This window comes from Blastopirellula retiformator (assembly GCF_007859755.1).
Taxonomy (GTDB): domain Bacteria; phylum Planctomycetota; class Planctomycetia; order Pirellulales; family Pirellulaceae; genus Blastopirellula; species Blastopirellula retiformator.
Genome location: NZ_SJPF01000005.1, coordinates 436,178 through 460,941 on the forward strand (window position 1 = coordinate 436,178; position 24,764 = coordinate 460,941).

13 protein-coding genes are annotated in these 24,764 nt (G+C 60.5%); 8 read left to right on the forward strand and 5 right to left on the reverse strand.

Annotated elements, in window-relative coordinates:
• Positions 1–29 precede the first annotated feature (29 nt).
• From Enr8_RS21905 to Enr8_RS21935, 7 genes are all read left to right on the forward strand, one after another.
• Positions 30–2,549 carry a BatA domain-containing protein gene (locus Enr8_RS21905; protein ID WP_146435794.1) on the forward strand — a complete coding sequence of 840 codons (2,520 nt, stop codon included), beginning with the start codon at positions 30–32 and terminating at the stop codon, positions 2,547–2,549.
• On the forward strand, positions 2,549–5,041 hold the full coding sequence (locus Enr8_RS21910) for a hypothetical protein (protein ID WP_146435796.1): 2,493 nt from the start codon (positions 2,549–2,551) through the stop codon (positions 5,039–5,041). The genes Enr8_RS21905 and Enr8_RS21910 overlap by 1 nt, the downstream gene beginning before the upstream one ends.
• On the forward strand, positions 5,038–6,726 hold the full coding sequence (locus Enr8_RS21915) for a hypothetical protein (protein ID WP_146435798.1): 1,689 nt from the start codon (positions 5,038–5,040) through the stop codon (positions 6,724–6,726). Before Enr8_RS21910 ends, Enr8_RS21915 begins: the two co-directional genes overlap by 4 nt.
• Entirely contained in the window at positions 6,723–10,772 is a 4,050-nt protein-coding gene (locus Enr8_RS25590; RefSeq protein ID WP_186767793.1) for a hypothetical protein, read from the forward strand. The genes Enr8_RS21915 and Enr8_RS25590 overlap by 4 nt, the downstream gene beginning before the upstream one ends.
• Positions 10,773–10,838: 66 nt before the next feature.
• Positions 10,839–11,870, forward strand: coding sequence for an AAA family ATPase (locus Enr8_RS21925; protein ID WP_146435800.1), 1,032 nt, complete (start codon positions 10,839–10,841; stop codon positions 11,868–11,870).
• A 20-nt stretch (positions 11,871–11,890) separates the two neighbouring features.
• Positions 11,891–12,796, forward strand: coding sequence for a DUF58 domain-containing protein (locus Enr8_RS21930; protein ID WP_146435802.1), 906 nt, complete (start codon positions 11,891–11,893; stop codon positions 12,794–12,796).
• Positions 12,797–13,163: 367 nt separating this feature from the next.
• Positions 13,164–15,266, forward strand: coding sequence for a prolyl oligopeptidase family serine peptidase (locus tag Enr8_RS21935; protein ID WP_246120201.1), 2,103 nt, complete (start codon positions 13,164–13,166; stop codon positions 15,264–15,266).
• A gap of 252 nt (positions 15,267–15,518) precedes the next feature.
• Here Enr8_RS21935 and Enr8_RS21940 read toward each other — a convergent pair whose 3' ends face one another.
• From Enr8_RS21940 to Enr8_RS21950, 3 genes are read right to left on the reverse strand one after another with little or no spacing between them, the layout of a single operon-like run.
• Entirely contained in the window at positions 15,519–16,631 is a 1,113-nt protein-coding gene (locus Enr8_RS21940) for an ABC transporter permease (protein ID WP_146435804.1), read from the reverse strand.
• Between the two features lie 31 nt (positions 16,632–16,662).
• Positions 16,663–18,162: a sugar ABC transporter ATP-binding protein gene (locus Enr8_RS21945; RefSeq protein WP_146435806.1), complete on the reverse strand. Its 1,500-nt coding sequence runs from the start codon at positions 18,160–18,162 to the stop codon at positions 16,663–16,665.
• Positions 18,163–18,205: 43 nt separating this feature from the next.
• The gene (locus Enr8_RS21950; protein WP_186767794.1) at positions 18,206–19,324 is read right to left on the reverse strand and encodes a substrate-binding domain-containing protein; all 1,119 of its coding nucleotides are present in this window, start codon (positions 19,322–19,324) and stop codon (positions 18,206–18,208) included.
• 597 nt (positions 19,325–19,921) lie between these two features.
• Here Enr8_RS21950 and Enr8_RS21955 point away from each other — a divergent pair.
• Positions 19,922–20,803, forward strand: a complete 882-nt coding sequence (locus Enr8_RS21955; protein WP_146435810.1) for a serine/threonine-protein kinase — start codon at positions 19,922–19,924, stop codon at positions 20,801–20,803.
• An 87-nt stretch (positions 20,804–20,890) separates the two neighbouring features.
• Here the strand turns inward: Enr8_RS21955 and Enr8_RS21960 are convergent, their stop codons facing one another.
• Both Enr8_RS21960 and Enr8_RS21965 read right to left on the reverse strand, forming a co-directional pair.
• On the reverse strand, positions 20,891–22,258 hold the full coding sequence (locus tag Enr8_RS21960; RefSeq protein WP_186767795.1) for an SH3 domain-containing protein: 1,368 nt from the start codon (positions 22,256–22,258) through the stop codon (positions 20,891–20,893).
• 1,085 nt (positions 22,259–23,343) lie between these two features.
• Complete coding sequence (locus tag Enr8_RS21965) at positions 23,344–24,498, reverse strand: serine hydrolase domain-containing protein (protein ID WP_186767796.1); 1,155 nt, start codon at positions 24,496–24,498, stop codon at positions 23,344–23,346.
• Between the last annotated feature and the right edge of the window lie 266 nt (positions 24,499–24,764).

Sequence of the window (24,764 nt, forward strand, 5' to 3'; positions counted from 1 at the left end):
CGTTCTTCGCACCTATCAGGTAAGTTCCTATGAGCTTTCTTCCCTCACTGACGGCTGGCGGTTTCGCAATTGCGGGACTGCTGTGCGCGGCGGGGCCGATCATCATTCACTTGATGAATCGTCGGCGCTATCGCACCGTCCACTGGGGAGCGATGGACTTTCTGCAGCAAGCGATGAAACGCAACCGCCGCATTTTGCAGCTGCGCGACATCTTGCTGATGATCTTGCGCACCGCGGCGGTGCTGTTGTTCGGCCTGGCGCTGGCTCGGCCGTTTCTGTCGGTAGGCGCCAGCGACTTTGACGCTTCGCAGCCGCTGTTGGCGGTCTTGGCGATCGACAACAGTATGAGCATGGGCGTCGAGTCGCTCGACGGCACGTTGCTTGACGAAGCGAAACGCCAGGCCGCTGATTTTCTCGATCAACTCCCGCCTGGCAGCCGCATTAATGTGATCGCAGCCTGCGGTTCGAGCCGCTCTCCGGCGGTTGATCCCTATCGAACCCGCGAAGACGCCGCCGCCGCGATCGCCGCGATCGATCCAACCGACCGCGAGGCCGACCTGATCTCAATCGGCAATCAAATCGCGGTCGCCGCCGCCCACACGCCGCAGCTTTCGCCGCGGGCGATCTACTTTACCGATCAGCAAGCCAGCGCCTGGGACGACTTTCGTTCGCCCGGGCAATGGGAACAATTCCCGCCGCTGCAAGTGGTGGAGATCGGCGCTGACGACGCCACCAATACCTCAATCACTGGTTTTGAACTGCAAGACGCGTTGGCCGACGTCGATACGCCGTCGACCTTTGTCGTCCGCGTCGCCCATGCCGGTGAGAACCCCCGTGACGACGTACCGGTCGTCTTTAGCGTCAATGGCGAAGAAGTCGACTCACAGATGATTTCGCTTCCTCCGAACAGCGAACGTGAGTTGACGTTTGAGTACCTGTTTGATGGGATGGCGATCGAACCAGGCAAGGCTTCTTCGATCGCGATCGAAGTTTCCTTGCCGCCCGATCGGTTGCCGGCCGACGACTCACGTACGATTGTCGCATCGGTCGTTGCAGCGCTGCCGGTGGTCTTCCTCGATTCGATGTCGGAAACCGACGAAGATCCTCGCCGTAATCGTTATGGAGAAACCTGGGCGCTGCGTCGTCTGTTGGCTCCGGTTACCAGTCGTCGCGAAGAACAACGTCAGCTAATTCAGGTTCGGCATCGTCGCTTGGAAGATCTCGATGCGCCGAGCCTGCGTGCGCTGCTGGAAGACGCCCGGTTGGCGGTGGTGGGAGGAATTTCGGAGCCGCCCGAGTTTGCGGTCGACGTCTTAAACGAATTTGTCAGCCAAGGTGGGCAGTTGGTGATTTCCGCGGGCGGCGAATTTGATCCGGCTCGCTGGACGCAAGTCGCCTGGCGAGATGGCGCTGGCGTCTTGCCGGCGCCACTCGATCCGATTCCCAATGGCGTTTCGCTCGATGCGAATGTCGACCGGCTTGAGCCATTTCGGCTGTCGTACGACAGCATGAAGGACAACGCTTATTTTCAACTGTCCGGGCTTTCCGACTCGCAGCTGTTGGATCTGTACGCCGAGCCTCTCTTCTTCAAGTCGGTAACGCCCCGCGTGGACGAGACGACGCTGGCCGCCGTCGAGAAAGCGGCGACGGCTCAGGCGAACCAACCGACCGACGAAGAAGATATGACCGCCGATCGTTGGCTCTTGTGGCGCAATGACGTCACGCGGACCGGCAGCGTTTCGCAATCGGCGGAACAGGAAACGAGCGTCAATAACGCGGCGGAGTCGCCAGCCGCTGAACAGGAAAAGCCGTTTGATCGGCGCTTGCTGCCGCGAATCCTGGCGAGCTTCGACAACGATCAACCCTTCCTGGTTGAGCGTCAGATCGGGGAAGGGAAGGTCCTGTTGGTTACGACCGGCATCGACAATCTTTGGAACACGTTGCCCCGGACCAACGCCGTGTTGATCTTCGATCGTTTGTTGCGAGGGATGCTGGAAACAACGTTGCCGCAGCGGAATTTCGCGACGCTCGCCCAAGTTTCGCTGCCGCTCGAATCGGCATCGACAACGACGATGGTCGAACTGACGCGGCCCGGCGATGACGCGGCCGAAGAACTGCCGATTGGGTTCCTTGATGATCAAACCCGCGGCGTGACCGTTCCGCAGCTGATGAAGGGTGGCAAGTACGAACTGACGATCAGTCAACGTCAAGTGAGCAGCGATCCGACCCTTTCTCCAGAACCGCCGCAAACGATGGTGTTGGCCGTTCAGCCAGAAGCGACCGAGTCGCAGATCGAACGTCTCTCGCACGAAGACTTTGAGTCGCGCGGATTGGGGGACAAGATTAAATGGCTCGCCCCCGGCGAAGTCATCAGCCTGGCCGGCGCCCAGATTCGGGGACAAGACTGGTGGAAGTACCTGATCGGGCTCGTGCTCGCTTGTCTGTTGCTGGAAATGCTACTGATCGCTCGTCCCGCTTGGGTCGACCGATTGTTGTCTCGCGCCGAGAACAGCGGCGCCACGCCTGTCAGCGAGGAGGCTCGTTCGTAATGACCGAAACGCTTGGCTGGCTGTTGAATGTACGTAACGCGTCGTCGATTGATCGCGTCCATCTTTCTTTGGCGGCGCCGTGGGCGAGCGGCAATGCCTTTTGGGTCATCTTCGGCTGCGCCGCCGCGCTGGTCGCTTCGCTTTGGTTTTACGCCAAGTTCCATCCGCGACTCGCCGGATCAGCTCGCTACGCGCTGGGGGCGACCCGCGGTATGCTGCTGGCGCTGTTGATCTTCACCTTGGCTGACCCGATTTTGCAGGTCACTGCGACCAATGATCCGGAGCCTGTCGTCTACGCCGTATTCGACGGGACCGAGAGCATGACGATCGCGGATGACCTGCCTGTGGAAACGCGCGAGGCGTTGGCTGCCGTTGTGGGACTACAGACGCAAGGGAGTTCCGCAGCGCTGGGGACCTCTGGGTCTGCAGCCGCCTCGCGCGCCCAATGGCTGCAAGCGTATCTGCAGAACCCCGATGGCAACCTGCTGACTCGTCTGGCCGACGAGCGAGGCGTGCAGGTCGAGCCGTTCATTTTCGACGGTCAAAACACCAGCCGACTGCGAAGGCTACTAGGTGAACAGGAAGAGTCGGAGGCGACCGAGTTGTCGAACGCCGCCGCTCAGCTAACCACCGAAGGCCGCGTCACCGCGCTTGGCGATATGCTGCATGACCTGTCGACGCAGCATCGCACCAGTCGACTGGCCAGCGTGCTGCTATTTAGCGACTTCGCGCAAAACGCGGGTACGCCGCCGCTGAATGCGGCCCGCAGCGGATTGAGCCCGGTCGAGCGGGTTGGCGCCCCGATCTACACGATCGGTCTTGGCGTGCAGTCGGCCGTCGATATCGCGGTCGACGTGCAGCCCCCGCCCAAGATGAAAAAGGCGGAACGGGCGACGATCGCCGTGCGGGTGAATCAGTCGGGCCTGACCGGCGAAACGGTCGACGTCAGCGTCTACGCCGAGCCGCTGGAAGGCGACTCGCTGAGCGGCATGTCGCGAATCTCGGTCGGCACGACCACCCTGACGCTTGATTCCAGCGTGATGTACGTCGACATGCCTTTCACACCGCAGCAAGCGGGCCGTTTCGCCTTCATTGCCGAAGTCGAACCGCAAATTGGCGAAGCGACGCTCGAAAACAACACCTCGGTTCGCGCTGTGAACATCATCGATGACTACCTGCGACTGATGTTCGTTGAGAACGAACCGACGTGGGAATGGCGATTCGTCAAAGAAGTGTTCCATCGCGATCGGCTGGTCGGAATGCGCGGCTTCCGTACGTTTCTCCGTTCGGCCGACCCCAAAGTCCGCCAAAACAACGAGCTGTTCCTGCCGACGCTTACCCCACAGCGCAGTGAGTTTTTCGCCAACGATGTGATCTTCCTCGGCGACATGCCGGCGGGCGCTCTCAGCGACCGCTTCTGCGAAATGACGAAAGAGTTTGTGGGACAGTTCGGGGGTGGTTTGGTTGTCATCGCCGGACCCCGCTTTGGCCCTTCGCAATTGAACGGCACGCCGCTGGCCGACATGTTGCCGGTGAAGGTCGACGCATCGCTGGCGATTCGGGACGACAAAGAATTTGAGCCGCGCCTGACGCCGCTTGGCCAACAGACCGATTTCATGCAGTTGGGCGAAACGACCGACGCGCGGGAAAACGCCGCCGCCTGGAAATCGCTTGGTAAGTTGCCGTGGTACCAGCCGGTGCAAGGGGTTCACTCGCAAGCGACCGTACTGGCTGAACATCCGTTTGATCTGTGTGCCGACGGCAAGACTCCGCAACCGTTGATCGCGATTCGTCGCTATGGCGCCGGCGAAGTCGTGTACGTCAGCTTTAACGAACTGTGGCGCCTGCGGCGTCTCAATGGCGAAAAATACTATCGCCAATTCTGGTCGCAGCTGATCAATCGACTCGGACTAAGCCACGCGCTTGGCGCCCAGAAACGTTTCGTAGTGCGAGCCGAACGAGATCAATACCTGGTCGACGAGAAGGCGCTCATCTCGGTCGAAGCGTACGACGAGAACTTCGAGCCGCTCTCGGCCGCCACGCTGGCCGGGGGAGCTTTGCAAGGCGAAATCGAAACGCCTGACGATCTTGGCCGCGCATCGCCGCCGCGCGAGATCATGATTCCAGAACTACGAACCGGGCGATTTGAGATCCGCGTTCCGGTCAGCCGCCAAGGGCAATACGTCGTGCGGGTCAAAGATCCGGTGACTGATAAGGTGAGCGAAGTCCGCTTTCAGGCGACGGGCGCTTCGGCCGAGCTTCGCAGTGCAGTTCGCAACGTGAGCCTGCAGAACGAAGTTGCCCAGCAATCCGGCGGCCTGGCCGTGGAACTGGAAGACGTCGAATCGCTGCTCGACAAGATCGAGCTGAAGGATGTCCGCGAGGAAGTGACCCGCAACGAACCGCTGTGGGGAACGCCTTTGTGGTTTACTTTGGTCGTCGGCTTGATGCAGGGCGAATGGTACTCGCGGAAGAGGGCGAACCTGGCATGACCCGCAGCAAACTGAATCAACTTCGCTGGCAGCTCCAAAAGCTGCGTCAGGCCCGTCGCAGCGTACGACTGGGGAGTGCGCTGGCGGTGATCGTCGGCAGCCTGCTGTTGGCGTTGCTGATTGTCTTCGGGCTTGACGTGACGCTCGAGATGAACGCTTTCCAGCGAGTGATCGTCTTCGCAATTGCGATCGCCACGCTGATTTGGGCTTGGCGAAAATTCGCCGCACCATGGCTGGGTGGCAGCGAGTCAACGCTCGACATGGCGATGATGGTCGAACGGCGTCATGGTATCGAAAGCGATCTGGTTGGCGCCTTGCAGTTTGAATCCCCCGAAGCGACGAAGTGGGGATCGGCCGAACTGGAAACGGCGGTTATCGACTATGTTGCCGAACTTGGCGGCGACATTGACGTATTCGACGGGTTCGATAGCGGCCCACTACGTCGCCGCATGACTGGCGCGGCGATCGTACTGGTGATCGCGATCGTCACAGCGCTGCTCGCTCCGCGACATCTGTTTACTTTTATGCAGCGACTGGCGCTAAGCGACGTCCATTATCCCACTCAGACAACGATCGAGTCGATCCGGATTGGCGCCGTCGAAATTGACCCGTCGCATGCCGCCGATACGGTCGTGAAAATCGGGTATGGCCAGCCGTTCGACGTCGAAGTGACCGCCTCAGGCGTTGTGCCGACGAAAGGGATGTTCTCCCTTGCGGGCAAGAGCGGCGCCACCGAGGTGGAGTTGCTTCCTCTCGCAGAAGCCATCAAAGGAGACGTCCCATTCGTCGCTCAATTGCCGCGGCTGATGGAGCCGGCCGTCTATCAGATTGCGATTGGCGACTGCTGGACCGATAAGGCCAAGATCGAAGTGATGCCGCTGCCGACGATCGAGACCGAAATGTCGGTTACGCCGCCCGAATATGCGATCGGACTGGAGAGCGGAGAATCGGCTCGCGGGCTCCAGCGAGCGGTGCTCGAAGGGAGCGAAGTCGCGCTACAGGTAACCAGTAGCAAGCCGCTGGCGATCGCACGGCTTCAACTGACGGTCGGAGAAGAGAGCGAAACGATCGAGATGGTCGCCGCGGATGATCAGAAATTGGTTTGGAGTTTGCCGCAGGCCGACACGCCCTTCGCCAGCGTCGCCGCGCCGATTCGGTTCGAACTGGAAATGCAGGACGAAGACGGCCTGGCGCCGCAGTTTATTCCCAGGGGATATCTCCGTCTGAAGAATGATCGGGCGCCGCAAATAGCCGCCAGTGCGATTCACCGTGTTGTGCTGCCAACGGCGACCCCTGTCATCGCGTTTCGCACCAGCGACGACTATGGCGTCGCGTCGATCACGCTGCAGTTGAAGGTCGAGCGGGGCGAAGACGAAGAGTTTGCCATGGAAAGTTACGAGCTGCTCGATAGTCCTTTGAAAGCGAGTCAGCTTCCCTTTTCCGGAGAATTCCGACTACCGCTGTCGGAACTCAAGTTGGAAAAGGGGGACAGTTTAAGCGTCACGCTCGAGGCCCGCGATTGGCGCGGCCGGGGCGAAGGGGCGGTGGCGATCAGCGAACCGCTGGTCTTGGAGGTCTCGGACGAAAGCGGCGTGTTGGCCGCGATCTCGGAGTCGGATCAGCGTTCGGAAGAACAACTCACCGAAATCATCAAACGTCAACTCGGAATTGGAGAGGCGCGATGAGTCGATACGGATTATCAGCCTTGGTGATCGCGATCGGTCTGACCTGCGTAGGTACGATCAGCGCCCAGGATTTGAACTCGACCACCTTGCGGCGGCGCGAGATCGCGCAAGAGCGCGCTCAAGCGATGGCCCGCGATCTGGTGACCAGTATTCTCGATATCCAGCTGCGTCAGTTTGAAGAGAACGGCCTGGAGAGCATGCCGGTCTATCTCGAAATCAAAACGATGCGCGACAACGTTGATGGGCTTGTCGGCTCGGAAATGCAGACGGTCGTCGACTTGTTGGTGAAAGCGCAAGCGGGGGACGACGCATCGCGGCTGAAACATTTCAATGAGGCCCGCGATCAGATTCGCGACGTTGTCCTCGCCCTGATGGCTGAACGGCAACGGCTGTATCGTCGCCTGCAGGTGGCAAAGCTGGCGGCGCAGGTTCGCGAGTTGATTCAGATCGAAGATCGGACCCACGACCGCACCGTGGGACTGCTTGACCAACCAGTACAGCATCGCGAATCGATTGCCCTGACCGTGATCCAGGATCAGCGCGACGTGGCCGGATTGTTCGTGCAGTTGGTGCACGACTTGAGCGAAGTGACCCAGTGGGGCGGCAAAGTCGGCGCTGGCGCCGCGGATGGAATCCGAATTCTGAAAGCGGCCCAAACAGGCGTTCATCTCGACCAGGCCGACCAAAATCTAGCGACCGGGCAATACTCGGAAGCGGGGAACGAGCAGGCCGAGGTAATTCGGGGTTTGAAGCGGCTACTTGAAAAGCTGGAAGAAACCCGCGGGCTAATCAGCAGCGATCGAGATGCCGCCCGTAAGCTGATCGCCGAGATTACCCGGAAGCAGGAAGAGCTGCGCGAAACGACCAAAGAGACCGATCTTTCGCAGTTGACGCCTGACGCGTTGACCGAGAAGCAGGAAGAGATTCGTAACGACCTGGGCAAGTTGGCGCAACAGTTGGAAGACTTCGCGCCTCTTCAGCCGCTACTGGAACAAAGCAAAGCGGCCGCCCACGACGCCGTGGCGGAGTTGTTTGAGGGGGACCAGACCGAGGCGCTCGCCGATCAAAGCGAAGTGCTAGGCGCTCTGGCCGAACTAGCGCACCAGCTGGATACCGCCGCTCCCAAAGATGACGCCGAGAAGAGCGCCGACGAGTTGGCCGAAGAAGTCAAAAAGCTGGAAGAGCTACAAGAGAATCTGGCCGAAACCGCCAAAGATCAGGCCGAAGCGGCTGAGACTGCGATGAAAGACGCCGCCGCCGCGCAAAAGGAGGAGGCCAGCGTTGCCGAAGAACTGGCCCACTTGGCGGATGACGCCTCGCCGGCCCCAGTTGAATCGCGACTGCTGGACGCCCAAGAGGCGGCTGCCGAAGCGGCCGATGCGCTGCAGGCCGCTCAAGAGCAAAACGCGTCGCCCGAAGCGATGCAGTCGGCTCAAGAGGCGATCGCCGAGGCGACCGACGCGATTGAAAAAGCCCAGGCCGAAACCGCCGCGCAACTGGCCGATCTGAAACGAAAGCAACTGGCCGTCGAAGTGGGCGAGTTGGCTCGGGCGGCCGAGGCGCTTGAGCGGGCTGCGGCGGCGGAGCGTGATATCGCCGCCGACGCCAAAGAAGCGGCCGCGATGCCCGCGGACGCAGCGAAAGAGGCCGCCGCTGACTTGGCCGAAACGCAGCAGCAAGTCGATAAGATCGCCAAGGAGGTTGCCGCGGGGCTTGAGAACACGGCGCCGAAAGTCGCTGAGATGCTAAAGAATACGGAGCCGCAAATCGCTCAGGCGGCGAAAGATTTGGCCTCGGCCGCGCAGCAGCAAAACGCCGACAACGCGAAGAATGAGCTGAACGAGGCGGCCAAGGGCGCCGAGTCGGCCAGCGATTCGCTGAAACATGCGGCCGCACAACTTCGCAAAGAAGCGGGCGCCGCCGCGAAAGAGTTGGCTGAAATGACAGGCCAGCAGTTGGCGCAGACCTCCGCCGCAAAAGAAGCGGTGAAGCAGTCGCTCGACAATGCCGCGACCAGCGACAACCTGCAGCAACTGCAAGCGGCCCAAGAGAAGATTGCCGCCGCCCAGCAAGAGCAAATGAAAGCGGAAGGGAAGTCTGCCGCCGCCGAAGCGCAGGAGCTGGCCCAAGAGATCGGTAAGCTTGCTCAGATGCAACAGCAAGCCGACAACTCGGCGGCGGAGTTTAACCAGGGCAAGTCGAACTCACCGGTCGACGCCGCCGCCAAACAACAGCAGGTCGCCGACCAGGCCGAATCGTTGGCCAAGGCATTAGGCGAAAACGCCGCCAGCCCGATTGCCGAAGCGCTGCAAAACGCAGAGAAGGCGGCCGCGACGGCGGCCAAGGAAACGCTGGGCGGTGATCCCAACAAGGCGGCCGCTGCTCGCGAAGAGGCGGCAGCCCAGTTGGCCTCGGCCCAGCGAAAAGCGGAACAGATGGCTGCCGAGAAATCGAACGAGCCCGCCGGTCAAGCCGACGCCGCCGCGCAAGCCAAAGCGGCCGAGCTGGCTGCCGAAGCGGCGCAAATGGCCGCTGACGCGGCTCCCGAAGCTGCCGCCGCGGCGCAGCAAGCGGCCGACGCCGCCAAGGCTGCCGCCAGCGATCTTGCCGCGGGCAAGGAAGAAGGCGCTGCCCACAACCAAGCTGCCGCCGACAAGTCTTTGGGGGACGCTGCCGAGAAACTGGCCAGCGCCATCGACCAAGCCGCCAAGCAATTGGCGCAGGACCTGGGTAAGCAGGCGCCGCAGCTCGATCAGTTAGCGCAAGATGCCGGGATGGTTGATCCGAACGCCGCCTCGGCGCTTCGCCAAGCGGAACAAGCGAGCGCGCAGGGCGCCGAGATGGCCAGCCCCCAAGATGGCTCCCCACAGACGCCATCGCCAGGCGAATCGCAACAAGCGGCGAATGACGCTCAGCGTAGTCTAGAACAAGCGGCGGCGGCGCTAACCGCTCGCGAACAACAGCTTGCTCGCGACAAGTCGATCGCCGAAGCGCTTTCCGCCCTGGCTGAGCAGCAACAAGCGGCTCGCGACGCGATCGATAGCTCGGCGCAAGCTTTGGCCGACAACATGCCGGCTTCGCCGATAGGCGAAGGTGCGGAGGGACAAGCCCAACCGCCGATTTCGCCGGAAGCGGCAGCCGCGGCGCAGCAACTGCAAAACGCCTCGCGACAATTCGCCGAAGCGCAAACCGCCGCCGGACAAGGCGCCCAACAGATCTCGGGTCAGCAGGAAGTCGCCAACCAACCTCTACGAGAAGGTCTAGAAGCGGCGTCACAACTTCCGCTCCCCGAGCAGTCGCTGGCTCCGGCGCCGCCGGCGAGCGACTTGGCGATGGGAGAGTCTGGGGGCGAGATGAACTCCTCCAGTCAAACTCCCGGAGGCGAAGGGAACCAGCCTGCCTCGAACAACCAGCAACTTGGTCAGCCCGCCCAAGGACAAAGCCCGGGCCAGCAAATGGCTGACGCTTCCGCCTCGCAGGCCATGCCCGGCATGAGCCAGGATCTGGGCCAGACCTCTAGCGAACTGGGAACCGGCCTGGTGCCGAACTCGCCGCAGACGACCGCCGACGCGATCGCTGGAGGCGAAGCGGTACAGCAAGCCCTGCAAGCGATGCCCGCCGCTCCACAACAAGGCGGCATGCCGGGGCAAGTGGCTGGGGCGCCCAAGCCGGGCGTGGGGGATGGTCCGACCGCCCAGGCGCCGTCTCCTTCGGCCGCCAACGCCGCCACGCCGGGACAAAAGCCGCAGCAAGGCGCCAGCTCCAGCGTCGCAGCCGCCGGCGGAACTTCGCAGGGAGGACAACAAACCGAAAACCAGGATGGCGCCGAGATGCCGCTGTCGCTTTCGCCTGAACCGGAAGGGGGCGACTCGCAAGCTAACTTGGCCGACGGAGACAGCGACGCCCAAGCGCGCCGCTTCGACAACGAGCCGTGGTTCGCGAAGCTGCCGCCTGGCTTGCAAAAAGCGATCCAGGCAGGCGGTCGTCGCCAACCGCCGCGCGGCTACGAACAACGATTGCGTCGCTACTTCGAGAACGTCGACTAGTCGCCGCACCCCTAACAACACAAGACCACCGGCGAATAACTCGCCTGACATTTTGAGGAGCTTTCGATGAGCAGCGAACCGATTTCGCAGGATGACGTCGCCGCCGTGCAGCGGTGCGAACAGGCGTATGGACGCATTCGTGACGAACTGGCCAAAGTGATCGTCGGGCAAAACGACGTCGTCGAGCAAGTCCTGGTGGCGATGTTCGCTCGCGGACACGCGCTGCTGGAAGGCGTGCCGGGCTTGGCCAAGACGTTGCTGATCAGCTCTTTGTCGGACGCGCTGCATCTGACCTTCAAGCGGATTCAGTTTACGCCAGACTTGATGCCGAGCGACGTGACCGGCACCGAGGTGATTCAGGAAGACCCCGAAACGCGTCAGCGGGCCTATCGCTTTTTGCCGGGGCCGCTGTTCGCCAACCTGCTGTTAGCGGACGAAATCAACCGTACCCCGCCCAAAACGCAGGCCGCGATGCTGGAAGCGATGCAAGAGCGTCAGGTCAGCGCCGGCGGTTCGGTCCATCGGCTGCCTGATCCGTTCTTTGTGCTGGCGACGCAAAACCCGCTAGAGCAAGAAGGCACCTATCCGCTGCCGGAAGCGCAGCTCGACCGTTTTCTGCTGCACATCAAGGTCGACTATCCCAGCGGCGCTGAGGAATGGGATATCGCCCGTCGCGTCACAACCAACCAGATGGGTAAGATCCAGGCCTGCGTTTCGGGGGACGAGATCCACGCGTTCCAAGATCTGGTGCGCCGCGTGCCGGTCAGCGATCAAGTGCTCGGTTACGCGTGGGCATTGATTCGTGCGACTCGTCCTGGCCAGCCCGAAGCGCCGGAGTTTGTCAACAAATGGGTCGCGTGGGGCGCCGGGCCGCGCGGTTTGCTGACGTTGGTGACCTGTGCGAAATCGCGGGCGATCCTGTACGGGCGATATCATGCCAGCGTCGCCGACGTGCAAGCGGTTGCTAAACCGGCGCTGCGGCATCGCATTGCCGGCAACTACGCCGCCCAGGCCAACAACCTGTCGAGCGAAGATTTGATCGGGATGTTGCTGGAAGCGATTCCGGCCGACAAGAAGTACGAACGCCCCGCCGCTTAGCCAACCGATGAAGTGCAGCGATGTCTAGTTCCGTTTTAGCCCGTTATCTCGATCCCGAAGTTCTCAGCCGCGTCGCCGGTCGCAGTATCGAACCGCGCGGCCTGGTGATGGGAAACCTCGCCGGTGCGCACCGTTCGCCCGCGTCTGGTTTCGCCGTTGAGTTCGCCGGGCATCGTGAATACGTCCCTGGCGACGATCCGAAGCATATCGACTGGCGGGTCTATTTCACCCGCGACAAGTACTTCATCAAGCAGTACGAGATGGAGACGAACTTCACGTGCCATCTGCTGCTCGATATCAGTTCTTCGATGCGGTACGGAGAAGGGGACGAACAGAAGCTGCTGTACGCGTCCCGAATGGCGACCATACTGGGGCACAGCATCGTGCGGCAGAGCGACAAGGTTTCGCTGGCGACGTTCGACACGCACCTCCGCGGGCACATCCGGGCCAGCAACTCGATGCACCAGGTGGTCAAGATGACGCAGCACCTGGACGAAGTCGACGCGATCGAGAAGACGAATCTCGCCCAATGCTTAAGCGAACTGGCCGAACGGATGCAGCGCCGCGAGATCGTAATGATCTTTAGCGACTTCTTTGGCGAGCTAGAATCGCTGGAAGCGGCGATCCAGCGGCTGCGGTTTAGCAAGCACGAGGTCGTCTTGTTTCAGGTGATGCACCATGACGAACTCTATTTCGACATGGACGGCATGATCCGGTTTGTGGGGCTTGAATCTGCCGAGCAGTTTTTGGCGCAGCCTGACGATCTGCGAGCCGGCTATCTCGAGGCGGTCGGCGCCTTCAACGCCCAGTTGGAAGAGATCGCTCAGCGAAACGGCTGCGACCACGTGTTGGTCGACACCCGCGAAGATATGGCCGGCATGTTCGCCGACTATCTCAACAAGCGAATGCGAATGCCGCGCCGTTAACCAAGGGTAGGGCAGGCCGTGCCTGCCGGGATGGATACGCACGCAAGTCGGCCGCCACGACCAACCCTATCGAAGAGCGAGCTGTCTTGCCCGTCCGTGAAATCGGTAGAATCCTACTAGGAGGTTTTCCCGCCGCTTGGTGATCCTTTTCACTCTCACTGCGACGGTCAGCCCTGAAAATGGCGATTCCTCTCCATCCAGCGGCGAATTTCGCCACGACCCGACTTGCCGGTTTGGGCTAAGATTACGGGATGTCGCTCGATGGTGAGCGACGGAAGCTTCGCTTGGAATGTCGCAGTCGAAACGGGGAATTCTCGATATGATGGTGCGAGTCGCGGCCGCTGCCGCAGCAACTTGGATGATTTTGATGTTGGCTCCAATGGTCTTACTGGCCGAGGGCGCCGAAGAAAATAAGAAAGCGGAAAGCGTGAGTAGCGAAACCGATCCCTACATCTGGCTGGAAGATGTCGAAGGCGAAGAGACGCTCGACTGGGTGCGGGCCCGCAACAAGATCTCGCAGGCCAAGCTGGAAAGCGACGCCGATTTCTCGACCCTGCAAAGCGACCTGCTGGCGATCCTCGATTCCAACGATCGGATTCCCTTCGTCCGCAAGCGCGGTGAGTACTACTACAACTTCTGGCGCGATGAGAAGAACGAGCGAGGCGTCTGGCGGCGCACGACGCTCGACGAGTACAAAAAGGCTGAGCCGAAGTGGGAAGTGATCATCGATCTGGATGAACTGGCCAAGGCCGAAGGAGAGAACTGGGTCTGGAGCGGCGCCCAAGTGCTGCGTCCTGAGTACAACCGGGCGCTGGTCAGCTTGTCGCGCGGCGGCGCCGACGCCGACGTCACCCGTGAGTTTGACATCGCTACCCGCAAGTTCGTCGAAGACGGTTTCAATCGTCCCGAAGCGAAAGGGGGCATGAGCTGGATCGACATTGACCATGTCTTCATCTCGACCGACTTTGGTCCCGGCTCGGTGACCGACTCGGGCTATCCGCGGATCGCCAAACTGTGGACCCGCGGCGAAAAGCTGGAAGACGCCAAGGTGGTGTACGAAGGCAAGATGACCGATATGTCGATCAGCGCCTCGCACGACAGCACGCCGGGGTTTGAACGCAACTTCGTTCGCCGTGCGATCGCCTTTTACAACAACGAAATCTACCTGCTGAAAGAGGATGGCTCGCTCGCCCAAATCGAAACGCCCAACTCTGCCGGCAAGGGCGTCCATCGCGAGTATCTGACGCTTGAACTGCGCGAGCCGTGGACCGTCGGCGACAAGACCTACAAGACAGGCTCGCTGCTGGTCGCCAACTTTGACGACTTCATGGCGGGCAAGCGGGACTTCACCGTCCTGTTTGAGCCGACTGACCGCAACGCGTTGGCGGGCGCCCGCTTCACGAAGGACTACCTGCTGCTGAACGTGCTGGAAGACGTCGCCAGCAAGTTGTTCGTCATGCAACCGCAAGCCGACGGAAGTTGGTCGAAGACGCCGTTGGTTGGCGCTCCGACGCTTGGTACGGTTAGCGTCTCGCCGGTCGATTCGGACGAGTCGAACGACTACTTCATGACCTCGACCGATTACCTGACGCCCACCACCTTGTACATGGGCGAAGTTGGCAAACAGCCCGAAGAACTAAAGGCGATGCCGGAGTTCTTCGACGCGACCGGCTTGACCGTCGCGCAGCACTTCGCCACCAGCAAAGATGGCACGAAGGTTCCCTACTTCATGCTCTATCGCAAAGAGATGAAGTTCGACGGCGCCAACCCGACGCTGCTTTACGGTTATGGCGGTTTTGAAATCTCGCTGCAGCCTGGCTATCGGGCGACCGTTGGTCGGGCTTGGTCGACCCAGGGAGGCGTGTACGTCGTCGCCAACATTCGCGGCGGCGGCGAGTATGGTCCGCGTTGGCATCAAGCGGCGCTAAAGCAAAATCGTTTGAGGGCGTACGAAGACTTCGCCGCGGTCGCCGAGGACCTAATCGAGCGCAAGGTAACGTCGCGCGAACATCTGGGCATTCAAGGTGGTTCAAACGGCGGATTGCTGGTCGGCAACATGGTGACGTTGTACCCAGATCTGTTCAAAGCGGCCGTCTGCCAGGTGCCGCTGCTCGACATGAAGCGTTACAACCATCTGCTCGCCGGCGCCTCGTGGATGGCTGAATATGGCAACCCAGATCTGCCCGAGGAATGGGAGTTTATTCGCACCTATTCGCCGTACCACAACGTGAAAGAGGATGTCGACTATCCGACCGTTTTCTTTACGACGTCGACCCGCGACGACCGCGTTCATCCAGGGCATGCCCGTAAGATGTTCGCCAAGATGGAAGGTTGGGATAAGGATGTTCTCTACTACGAGAACATCGAAGGGGGCCACGGCGGCGCCGCCAACAATCGCCAGTCGGCCTTCATGACCACGATGGCCTTCACCTTCCTGAAGCAACAACTCTTTCCGAAAGACAAAGAGTAAACCGCTTCCAGGGCGTGGGGCGTCGAGACGCACCACGCCCTGCTTAGAGGCATTAGATGTAACCACGCGTGGTAACGCACTTCTAGGGCGTTTTTCTGATAGCAGTAGCGTTTCTGGCGTTAGTGAGGCAAGCTGGTCAAGGCGACCGAAGCAGGCGAATCCTCAAGATTCGTCGATGCAGGTCAACGCCGACCAGCGCGGCCGCAACCAGCCAGAACGATACAGATGGAGGAAAACCGCTCTAATGCGTTGCTACGCGGTTTGCTTTTCCAACAGCGCCGCTTCCTGGCGAGCCCGTCTAGCGGCGATGATGCGCCGGGCGATCTCATCGCCGATCACGCCGATCAAGATGACGCCGCCGACAACGGCGAACTCCAACTCCTGAATCGACCACATTTCGATCGAGTTTTGCAGCACCCGCAAGATCGCGGTGCCGATGACGACGCCGACGATCGAACCTTCGCCGCCGCGCAAACTGCATCCGCCTAGCACCGCCGCCGCAATCGCGTACAGTTCGTAGAAGTTGCCGAAGGTACTGGGCATGACGCTGCCGATGTCGATCGAGAAGAGGACGCCGGCGATTCCGGCCAGGCAAGTGCAGATCATGTAGCTGAGGATCACCATCGCGTCGGTCCGGACGCCGCTGAAGCGAGCCGCCTGTTCGTTCTTGCCGAGGGCTTTCAGGTGGCGGCCGAAGACGGTCCAGTTAAGCAACACCGTCGCCACAATCGCGATCACCGTCAAGTAAATCAGCGGCGGATGAAGCGGGACCCAGTCGTACCAACCAAGGGCGATTCGCTCTCCCGCGTCGTTCAGGGCGAAGTGCCCTGGTTGATCCCCCAGGCCTGGGACCCACTTGTGAAAGCTCCAGTAGCCTTCGTTGATCCAGGGCAAGAAGGGAACCGGCACGCTGCCCCATTCGTAGTTGATGAGGAAGTCGAGCTTGGAAAAGCCGCCGACCGAACTTCCCCCAGCCGTCGCTCGCGCCAAACCACGGAGAATCAATAGTCCGCACAGCGTGACGACGAATGGCTGTAACTTCAGCTTCGTGACGAGCAGCCCATAGACCAAACCGAGCAGCGTCGACATCGCAATCACCGAGCCGATCGCCACCGCTGGCGGCAAGTTGTAATCGGCCATGAAGATGCCGAACAAGCAACCGACCAAGGCCAGCATTGAGCCGATCGACAGGTCGATGCCGCCGGTGATGATCACAAACGCCACGCCGATTCCCATCACGCCGTACAGCGAAGTCCAGCGGATGATGTTGGCTAGATTGCCAGGCTCGACAAAGCGGGGGCGAAAGATCGCCGTCACAATGCAAATCACCAGCAGTAGGATCAGCATTCCCCAACTCTTATTCATTCGCCAGCCCTTTGCGTCGCCTGATGTTGTTCTACGTGGTGCTCGCGATCGCTGCGCCGGTCGCCAGGCGCATGATCGCTTCTTCGCTCAATTGGTCGCGGCGCAGCTCACCGGCCAACTGGCCTTCGTGCATGACCAGCGTCCGATCCGACATGCCGATCACTTCTTCCATCTCGCTCGAGGCGAACAGGATAGCCACCCCTTGTTGCGCCAGACGCTCCATCATCTCATAGATTTCATGTTTGGCGCCAATGTCGATGCCACGGGTAGGTTCGTCCAGCAGCAGCACCTTCGGCCCCATCGCCAACCACTTGGCGATGACCGCCTTTTGCTGATTGCCGCCAGAGAGAAACTGAATGATCTGCCCCGGTCCCGGCGTCTTGATCCGCAGCGTCTCGATCATCTCGGCGGCGGTTGATCGCTCCCAACTGGTCGGTAAGATGCCAGCTGTTGACGCTCGCGATAGGCCCGGCAAGGTGATGTTCTCGCCGACCGTCATCTCGATCACCAAGCCGTCTTGCTTGCGATCCTCCGGGACCAGAAATAGCCCGGTCGCGATCGCATCACGCGGACTCCGCAGACTTACCCGCTTGCCGGCGACTTCGACCGATCCACCGACCGCTCGGCGGACGCCGAACAGCGTTTCTAACAGCTCGGTGCGACCAGCGCCGACCAGGCCCGCCAAACCAACGATCTCGCCGGCCTTCAACTGCAGGTCGATCGGAAATCCGCTCTTGCCAGCAACGCGAACACCCTTGGCCGAGAGCACAGTCTCTTCTGCAGTATGTGGGGTGTGCGGAAAGAACTGATCGAGATCGCGGCCGACCATCAGCCGCACCATCTGTTCGTGCGTGATCTGATCTTTGGCAAGTTCGCCCGAATTGCGGCCGTCTCGCAGCGCCACGACGCGGTCGGCGACATGGTGAATCTCGCTGAGCCGGTGCGAAATATAAACGACGCTGACTCCTTGTTCGCGCAAGGTGCGAATGACCCGGAACAGGTTCTCCACCTCGCCGGTCGACAGGCTCGAGGTTGGTTCGTCCATGATCAGCACTTGGGCGCTCGACGCGAGCGCCTTGGCGATCTCGACCAACTGCCGACGCCCGATCGAAAGACTGGCGAGCGACGCGGTCGGCGGGACGTCGAGCCCGACTTGCCGCAGCACCTCGCTGGCGCGGTGCTCCATTTCGCGACGTTTTAAAAAGCCGAATGCCCGCGGCTCTTTGCCGAGGAAGATGTTGGCGGCGACGTCGAGGTTGTCGCACAGGTTCAGCTCTTGATGGATCAGGGCGATGCCGAGCTTCTCGGCGTCGCGGACGGTGCGAATCTCGACCGGCCGGCCATCGATTTTGATCTCGCCTTTGTCGGGCGTTTGAATCCCGGCGAGGATCTTCATCAGCGTGCTTTTGCCGGCGCCGTTCTCACCGATCACCGCTACCGACTCACCGGGGGCGATCGAGAGGCTGACCCCTTTCAGCGCTTTGACGCCGGGGAATCGTTTGGTGACGTTACAGACTTCAAGCAGCGGCACGCGGAGGCCTTTCGCACAAAGAGCTGAAGCGGGCAGGCGGCCGCTACTCGGACCGTTTCTCGTCAGCTTCGGCCGGCGGAGCGCCGCCGATGGCGTACTGCGCCGGGATCGGCTTGTCGAGCAGTTCGTCGATCACGCCGGAGCTGCGCTCTTGCGCATTCAGCTGTTCGAGCTTGCCGACAAAGATCGCCACTTCGCCCCCGTCCGGAATCGCTTTCTTCACCAGCTTGCCGACGGCGCGACCCGCCAGGTAGTTGCCGGTGCCAATGTAGAATAGCCGCTCGGTATCAGGGGCATCGCTGTCGTGGCAGATCACCTTCATCTTTTCGCAGGCCCGATTGATCAGCGGCCTTTGGTTCTCTTTGTCGATCGGCGACAGGGCCAGGCCTTGGCAGTCGTCGTTCAGCTTCCGCTCGATAAACCGCTTTTGCTCTTCGGCGCTGGCGGTCGGCGGGTGATAGACGTCGCACGAGGCGTTGAAAATCGGCTCGGCTGATCGCACTCCTTGTTCGGCCAACTCCCAGAAGGGGTCGACCGTGTTGGTCAAGAACGCCAGGCTGACCGGCCGGCTGGTGTCGTAGTCGTCTCGCTCGCTCTGGGGCGCCGGGGCTTTGCCGGCCATCATCTGCTCGATGTCCGACTTGAACTGCTTGGCGTTGTCGGGCGTGATGACGCGATGCGGAATGTAAATGATCTGACTGTCAGGTACATCGACCTGTTGGCCGCGAATCAAGGCCGAAAGATACTCGACCGACTTAAAGCCAAACAGGAACGGCTGCTGCACGACGGTGCCGAAGATCTTTCCTTCTTCGATTCCTTTGAGGGTCTCAATATCTTCATCGAAGCCGACGATTTTGATGTCGTCGAGCTTTCCGGCATTTTCTACGGCCCGCAAAATGGTGGGGGGATTGTAGGCGTAGAGGCCGACCATGCAGTTGAGATTGGGGTATTTGGAGATCGCCGCTTCGGCGTTTTGCTTGGCCCGGTCATGATTTCCGCTGTCCGAACGGAGGGCGACGACCGTGTATTTGCCGTGCGAAACGGGGAACTCGTACTGCAGAGCGGCGCTGCTGGAGCCCCCCCCAGAGTTCGACTCAGATCGACAGCCGAGCGTTGCCGTGGCGGCGACGGCGCACGCCTTCAGAAAGAGACGACGTTTCATAAGTGCTGGCCCAAAGCGGAGAAGGGAAGAGCGATACAAAAGCGAACAAGTCGCCATTTTAGAGTGACGTCAAGGCAGAGGCAACTGATGCCCAGCAAAGGCTTTAATAACGTGCCGAAGCGCCCCGTTATGGCCGGGTGGTTCGGTTCCGCGCACAGAAAAACGCACGTCCCGAAGGACGTGCGTCGGAATTTCGCATTTCCGCAGCGAACCCCAAGGCCCGCAGGGAAGTCGAAATAGGTAGCCTAGTTGCTGGTGTTGGCCGGCGGAGGCGTGGTCGGCGGTTCCGCCGGAGTACAACCGACAAACGGAGCGGCCAAAGAGGCCAGAACAACAGCAACCATCAAAGTCTTCATGATTTTCATCTGCGTAACCCTTCTTCAAATTGAGCATTTCCACGTATTGGCCAGTCTAATGAATGCGAATGAGCTACTCAACTACGCGTTTTTTTCCATTAGCCCGGTCAATAAAATTTAGAGCGGTAAAATCGGCGCCATCAGGCTAACAAGATTCGCCGGCGCTCCATCGTGCTGTTCGGCCGTCCTGGCCGACTATTAGAAATAAGGTCGTTCCTTTCTTCCCCCTTCGCAGAAGCTTATGCAGTCGACTCTCGTTCAACGTCAACTTCGCACCCCCGCGCGCCCGTCGGTCGTGGGAGATTGGCGCATCGGTAATCTCGTCGCCCGAGGTTCCTTTTGCGACGTTTCCCGGGCACAGCCCGTTGGCGGCAAAGGGATCGCGTGGGATTACGCCATCAAAACGCTTCGCACCGAATATGCCGACGACCGGCTGGCGCTCGAAATGTTGCGTCGCGAAGTTCGCGTCTCGCAGCAAGTCGCCTCGCCCCGGTTGGCCACGGTGCTCGCCCATGACTTCGCCGGCGACGAAGAGGCGTACGTCGTCTTCCCCTATCTGACGGGGGTAACCCTCAATCATTTGGTTCCGCGCCGCGGGCCGCTCGCCGCCCGGATTTGGATTTTACGTCAAATGGCGGAAGGGCTCTCCGCTTTGCATGCCGCCGGTTGGCGACATGGCGACGTGAAGCCGGAGAACGTCATCATCGACGCCACTGGCCGCGTCACGCTGATTGATCTCGGGTTCGCCACCCAAATTGGCGTCGATGAAGTCGACGCCGCTCAGTACCAAAAGGGAACCCCACGCTATATGGCGCCAGAGCTGTTCACCTCGACGCTCGCCGCCTCCGACGCCAGCGACATCTACAGCCTCGGCGTGTTGGCGTTTGAACTGCTCAGCGGGCACCGCCTGTTCGACACCCAAGACCTGGCGAAAATCATCGCCGCTCACAAGGCGCAATCGCCTCCCCCGCTTCGCCGCTTTCTGCCGCACGCTCCCGCGCACCTCGCGACATTGGTCGCTCGCATGTTGGCGAAAGATCCTCTTCGCCGTCCAGAAACAATCGACGACGTCGCCGACCAGCTTCGCTCGCTCGAGTTTGAAACGATCGGCAACGCGGGTTAAACTCGCAACGTCTTCTTGAAAACGGGTGCCACTGCTGGCTTGTCCAGCAGTGAGAGCATGGGACTAGGTCACTGGTTGAACTTGGCTTTACTTCGTCTCGACGTTCGCCTTCTCATGCCGACTCAGCACAATGACTCGGCTGGCGGTCAAATGGGGCCGCGTGAACTCTTCGGTTGCGGCGACTTGTCCGTACAGGCCGACCTTTTGTTTCAGGTACCGTCGCAGGTTCAGCCCCGGCGACGGCGTGACGAACTGGAGCACGTTGCCATCTTCGTCGGTTAGGGCAAACGGCGGCGTGTAGCGAGCCGAGTTGCGGGACGAGGTCGCTCGCTTGATCACCGGCATCAACCAACCTTCGCCGTCATACTGAGCGTCGCTGTCGCCGACGAACACGCCAGTACCGATGGCGCTCACCTGTTTTTTCGCGTCCTCGCTGATCGTCACCGAAGCGACCGCGGCCGCCGGCTTGTCGATCGGCATCGTCGTTTCGATGCGTGCCGCTTGCCGCTTGCGGGCCTGCAGCTGCGAGAACTCTTCGATCTTCTCGGCGATCACCAGCGCTTCGCCGCGCTCTAGCGGCGTGGCCCCGGTGAAACGCAACTGCTGCGCGGCCGCTTTCAGTGAACTGAGGTTCCATTGATCAATTGGCAGGGCCACCGTCTTGGTCAGCTCCGCTTCCAGCCACTGCATCGCGGCCGAAAAGTCGCCGCCAAAGTTGGGCATCGTCGCCGGGGCGGCGGTTGTCTGCGAACCTGGGATCATCGCCACGGCGCTCGCCTTGGCGTGATTCAGCGGCCCCGGCGGCAGTGACGGCGTCACCGGGATCTGGTTGTTTTGCTTGGCGATCCGCATGATCGGAAAGGTGCTATTACGAACCGGCTCTGGCTCAGCATCGTCGAGCGTCCAAGGGGAATCGCCGGAGCGCTGGCTCCAGCCCCCGGCTGATAGGTTCATCTTGGCGTCCGGCGTTGTGGTGGCGGTCGCGGCCTCGCTGGGCAGTTCCGACGCCAGCTTGGCAGTCTCGGCCTGGATCCAGCGAAACTCGCCAGCCGGCGGCGCGATCTTGATCCACTTTTCGACCTGGCCCGTCTCGGCGTTCAGCGACTGCCCGCTGCCGAGCTTCTGGACGATCTCTCCCCGCATCAGTCGTACGTGGGCGGCGTCGCGTCGCTCTTCCAAGCGGCTGCCGATAAAGCAGGGCGCCTGATCGCGGGACGCTTCTAATAGGTTCGGTTTGTCGGTCGGGATCAACGCGTCGTTTAGCACCCAGCTAAAGCTGCCGTGCGGGGGACGAATCGCCAGCCAGCCATTTTCGGCCTGGTCGTAAATCTCAATCTCGGCGCCTTCCTCCAGGAAGTCGCAGACGTAATAGTCTTCGCCAGGGCCGCTGTATATGTCGGAGACCTTCGCCACGATTACCGCGCGCTGCGGCTGCTGCGCCGCGGCAGTTGCCACGACCAAAACGGACGCCAAAAGCGAAAACGTGACGCGATCAAGTTGTCGTATCATCAAACCGGCCCAACTACCGCAGTTTCCCCCCTGCGTAGATGCATTGTGGGGAATACCCAATTTGCCGGCGCGGTTCAAGGTCGATCGGGCGACGGCGGGGCCGCGCGGCGACGCTCGGGTACACGTTGGGGTGAATGACGAATCACGAATGTCTAACGTTTGGATTCACTGGACCGGACGATTTCCTTTTTTCGTAGGGTGCGTCGGGACGCACCGGGAACCTGTTGGTGTGGCTGGCATTGCTAACGCGTGGAAATGCAATGGCGCCAACGGTTTACGTCTCCTTCTTGTTTCGAGGTAGCGCGACTGGACCGGACTGTTTCGTTTTTTTCTCGCGGCAGTGGACTCGATCGCTTCTTTTTTGTGTCCTGTCGAAAGCCAGACGCATCAATATTTGCTGATGAACACTGGACCACTGGTTTCGTTTTTTTCTGCAGCGAAGTGGACTGGACCGATCTTATTTTTCTGGGCTGGGGCATCGCGACGCACCCGACCGATTGGGAACAGGGACTGGACTGGACCACAACGTTTTTTTTTGAACGTCGGTCGCTTTGCCTCCGAACCAAAAGTGGACTCCGTTCTGCAAATTTTTTCCCGGCGTAGGGTCCGCTGTGCGGACCAGGGAAGTGCCGATTGGTTAGGCCAAGTCGAACGCGCTTCCCCCGTCCGCACAGCGGACCCTACGGCGTTTACCGAATCGACCAGAATTCCGTGCGCTTTGTCAAGCAAAAGAAAGAAGGGGCCGCGGTTGCGGCCCCTGGGGGAATTCTTATTTGGCAGTTTCGGTCGTCCGCTGAATTTGCAGCCACATTCCCTCGGCCTGCGCCTCGCGCTTAGCAGTCCGTTGATTTTCTCGACGGACTGCGTGATCGCACGGATGCGATCCCGAAATAACGACGTAAGTCGTTATTTTGCGAGCCGCGAAGAGCTATGCTCTGAGCCTGGCGAGGTTGGAAGATGCCACGATGGCATTTTTCAACAGGCAGGTGGTGTTCGATGAAAAATTTCCGCTTTCGCGAGCCTTGGCTCGCCTACTTTCCTTCCAGCAGCGTCTTGGCCATGTTGATCGCCGTCGTCTGACCCGACGGGGCCGACTGCAGGTTACACAGGACGATCATCGTCAGGCCGCTTTCGGGATCATGTCCCATGAACGACTGGTAGCCGGGAAGCGAGCCGTCATGCCCCAGCATCGGGCCCAGCTTCGCAATCCCCAGGCCATAGCTGGCGCTCTGCGGGTTGCCTGGCTCATTGGGCTGTAGGCTCGCCAGCTGCTTATTGTGCAGTTCTTCTGAGCAGAGCTTGCCGCCGACCAGCGCTTCGACGTAGGTCGCCAAGTCCTGGGCGGTCGAGATCCCGGCGCCAGCAGCCCAGCCCCAGGATGGGTTGTCGTTGGTGTGATCGCTCGGCAGCAACTTACCGGCCAGAGCCGCTTGTTGGTCCGCTTCGCTCAGGTCGGGGTTTTCGTTGGTGCCGAACAAATAGCCCCGCGAGTAAGGCGCCGGCATCTGGTTGTCGGTCCGGGCGGGAAACGACGTGCGAGTCAATTTCAGCGGCGCAAAGATCCGCTGCTGGAGAACGTCCTCCAGCGGCTTGCCGGTCAGCTTTTCGGCGATCACGCCCAGCATCACGGTGTTGGTGTTCGAGTAGTCGTAGCCCGTGCCGGGCTTGAAGAGGGGCTTCTGCTCGCTTCCGATTTCAATAAGCTCTTGCGGCTTAAAGACCCGCTTGGGCTCTTGGTCCATCAAGCGGTTGAACGACTTCAGTTCGCTATAGGTCGGAATACCGCTCCGCATCGAGAGCAAATCGGCGATCGTGATCTCGTCGGCGCGCGGCACGTCGGGGAAGAATTTGGAAACCATGTCGTCCAGTTTCAGTTTCCCTTCGTCGATCAACTGCAGGATGACGGTCCCGGTCATCGTCTTGGTGTTCGAGCCGATCCGGAACGCCATATCGGTTTCCATCGGCGCTTTCGTCTTCAGATCGGAGATGCCGTACGCTTTAGTCCATTCTTGGTCTCCCTTGCGGAACAGGACGACGGCGCCCGGGATGGCGTTCTCTTGCATCAGCCGCTCGACGGTGGCGTTCACCTTCGCTTCGTCGACCGGCCACTGGCCGAAAGCGGTTGCGCAGGTCGCGCAGAGAACGAGCGGAGCGATTACAAGCGAGTGGAGACGTACGTTGCGCATTGGATTTCTCAACAGGTTTTCAGGGGCGGTTGGGTCGATACCCCAACTATTGGTTATGCATTTGCTGGGGCGTGTGATTCCGATTGGGCCAGTCGCACCAGATCGGGAACGCGGGATCTTAGAGAGGTCGGATGGGGGAAGCATGAAGATATAGGAAGCCGGGGCTCAATGTGGGTTAGCATTTGAAGATGTTCAACGTCTCGATGCCTTCCAACAAGGAGCCCGGCCGTGGCCTATTTTATCGCGTTTGATACACATTGCGAGTT

Excerpts from the sequence above, each read along its gene's own strand:
- Enr8_RS21955 (WP_146435810.1), top strand. The coding sequence starts at position 19,922 with ATGCAGTCGACTCTCGTTCAACGTCAACTTCGCACCCCCGCGCGCCCG.
- Enr8_RS21950 (WP_186767794.1), bottom strand. The coding sequence starts at position 19,324 with ATGAAACGTCGTCTCTTTCTGAAGGCGTGCGCCGTCGCCGCCACGGCA.
- Enr8_RS21915 (WP_146435798.1), top strand. The coding sequence starts at position 5,038 with ATGACCCGCAGCAAACTGAATCAACTTCGCTGGCAGCTCCAAAAGCTG.
- Enr8_RS25590 (WP_186767793.1), top strand. The coding sequence starts at position 6,723 with ATGAGTCGATACGGATTATCAGCCTTGGTGATCGCGATCGGTCTGACC.
- Enr8_RS21905 (WP_146435794.1), top strand. The coding sequence starts at position 30 with ATGAGCTTTCTTCCCTCACTGACGGCTGGCGGTTTCGCAATTGCGGGA.
- Enr8_RS21910 (WP_146435796.1), top strand. The coding sequence starts at position 2,549 with ATGACCGAAACGCTTGGCTGGCTGTTGAATGTACGTAACGCGTCGTCG.
- Enr8_RS21925 (WP_146435800.1), top strand. The coding sequence starts at position 10,839 with ATGAGCAGCGAACCGATTTCGCAGGATGACGTCGCCGCCGTGCAGCGG.
- Enr8_RS21930 (WP_146435802.1), top strand. The coding sequence starts at position 11,891 with ATGTCTAGTTCCGTTTTAGCCCGTTATCTCGATCCCGAAGTTCTCAGC.
- Enr8_RS21940 (WP_146435804.1), bottom strand. The coding sequence starts at position 16,631 with ATGAATAAGAGTTGGGGAATGCTGATCCTACTGCTGGTGATTTGCATT.
- Enr8_RS21935 (WP_246120201.1), top strand. The coding sequence starts at position 13,164 with ATGTTGGCTCCAATGGTCTTACTGGCCGAGGGCGCCGAAGAAAATAAG.
- Enr8_RS21965 (WP_186767796.1), bottom strand. The coding sequence starts at position 24,498 with ATGCGCAACGTACGTCTCCACTCGCTTGTAATCGCTCCGCTCGTTCTC.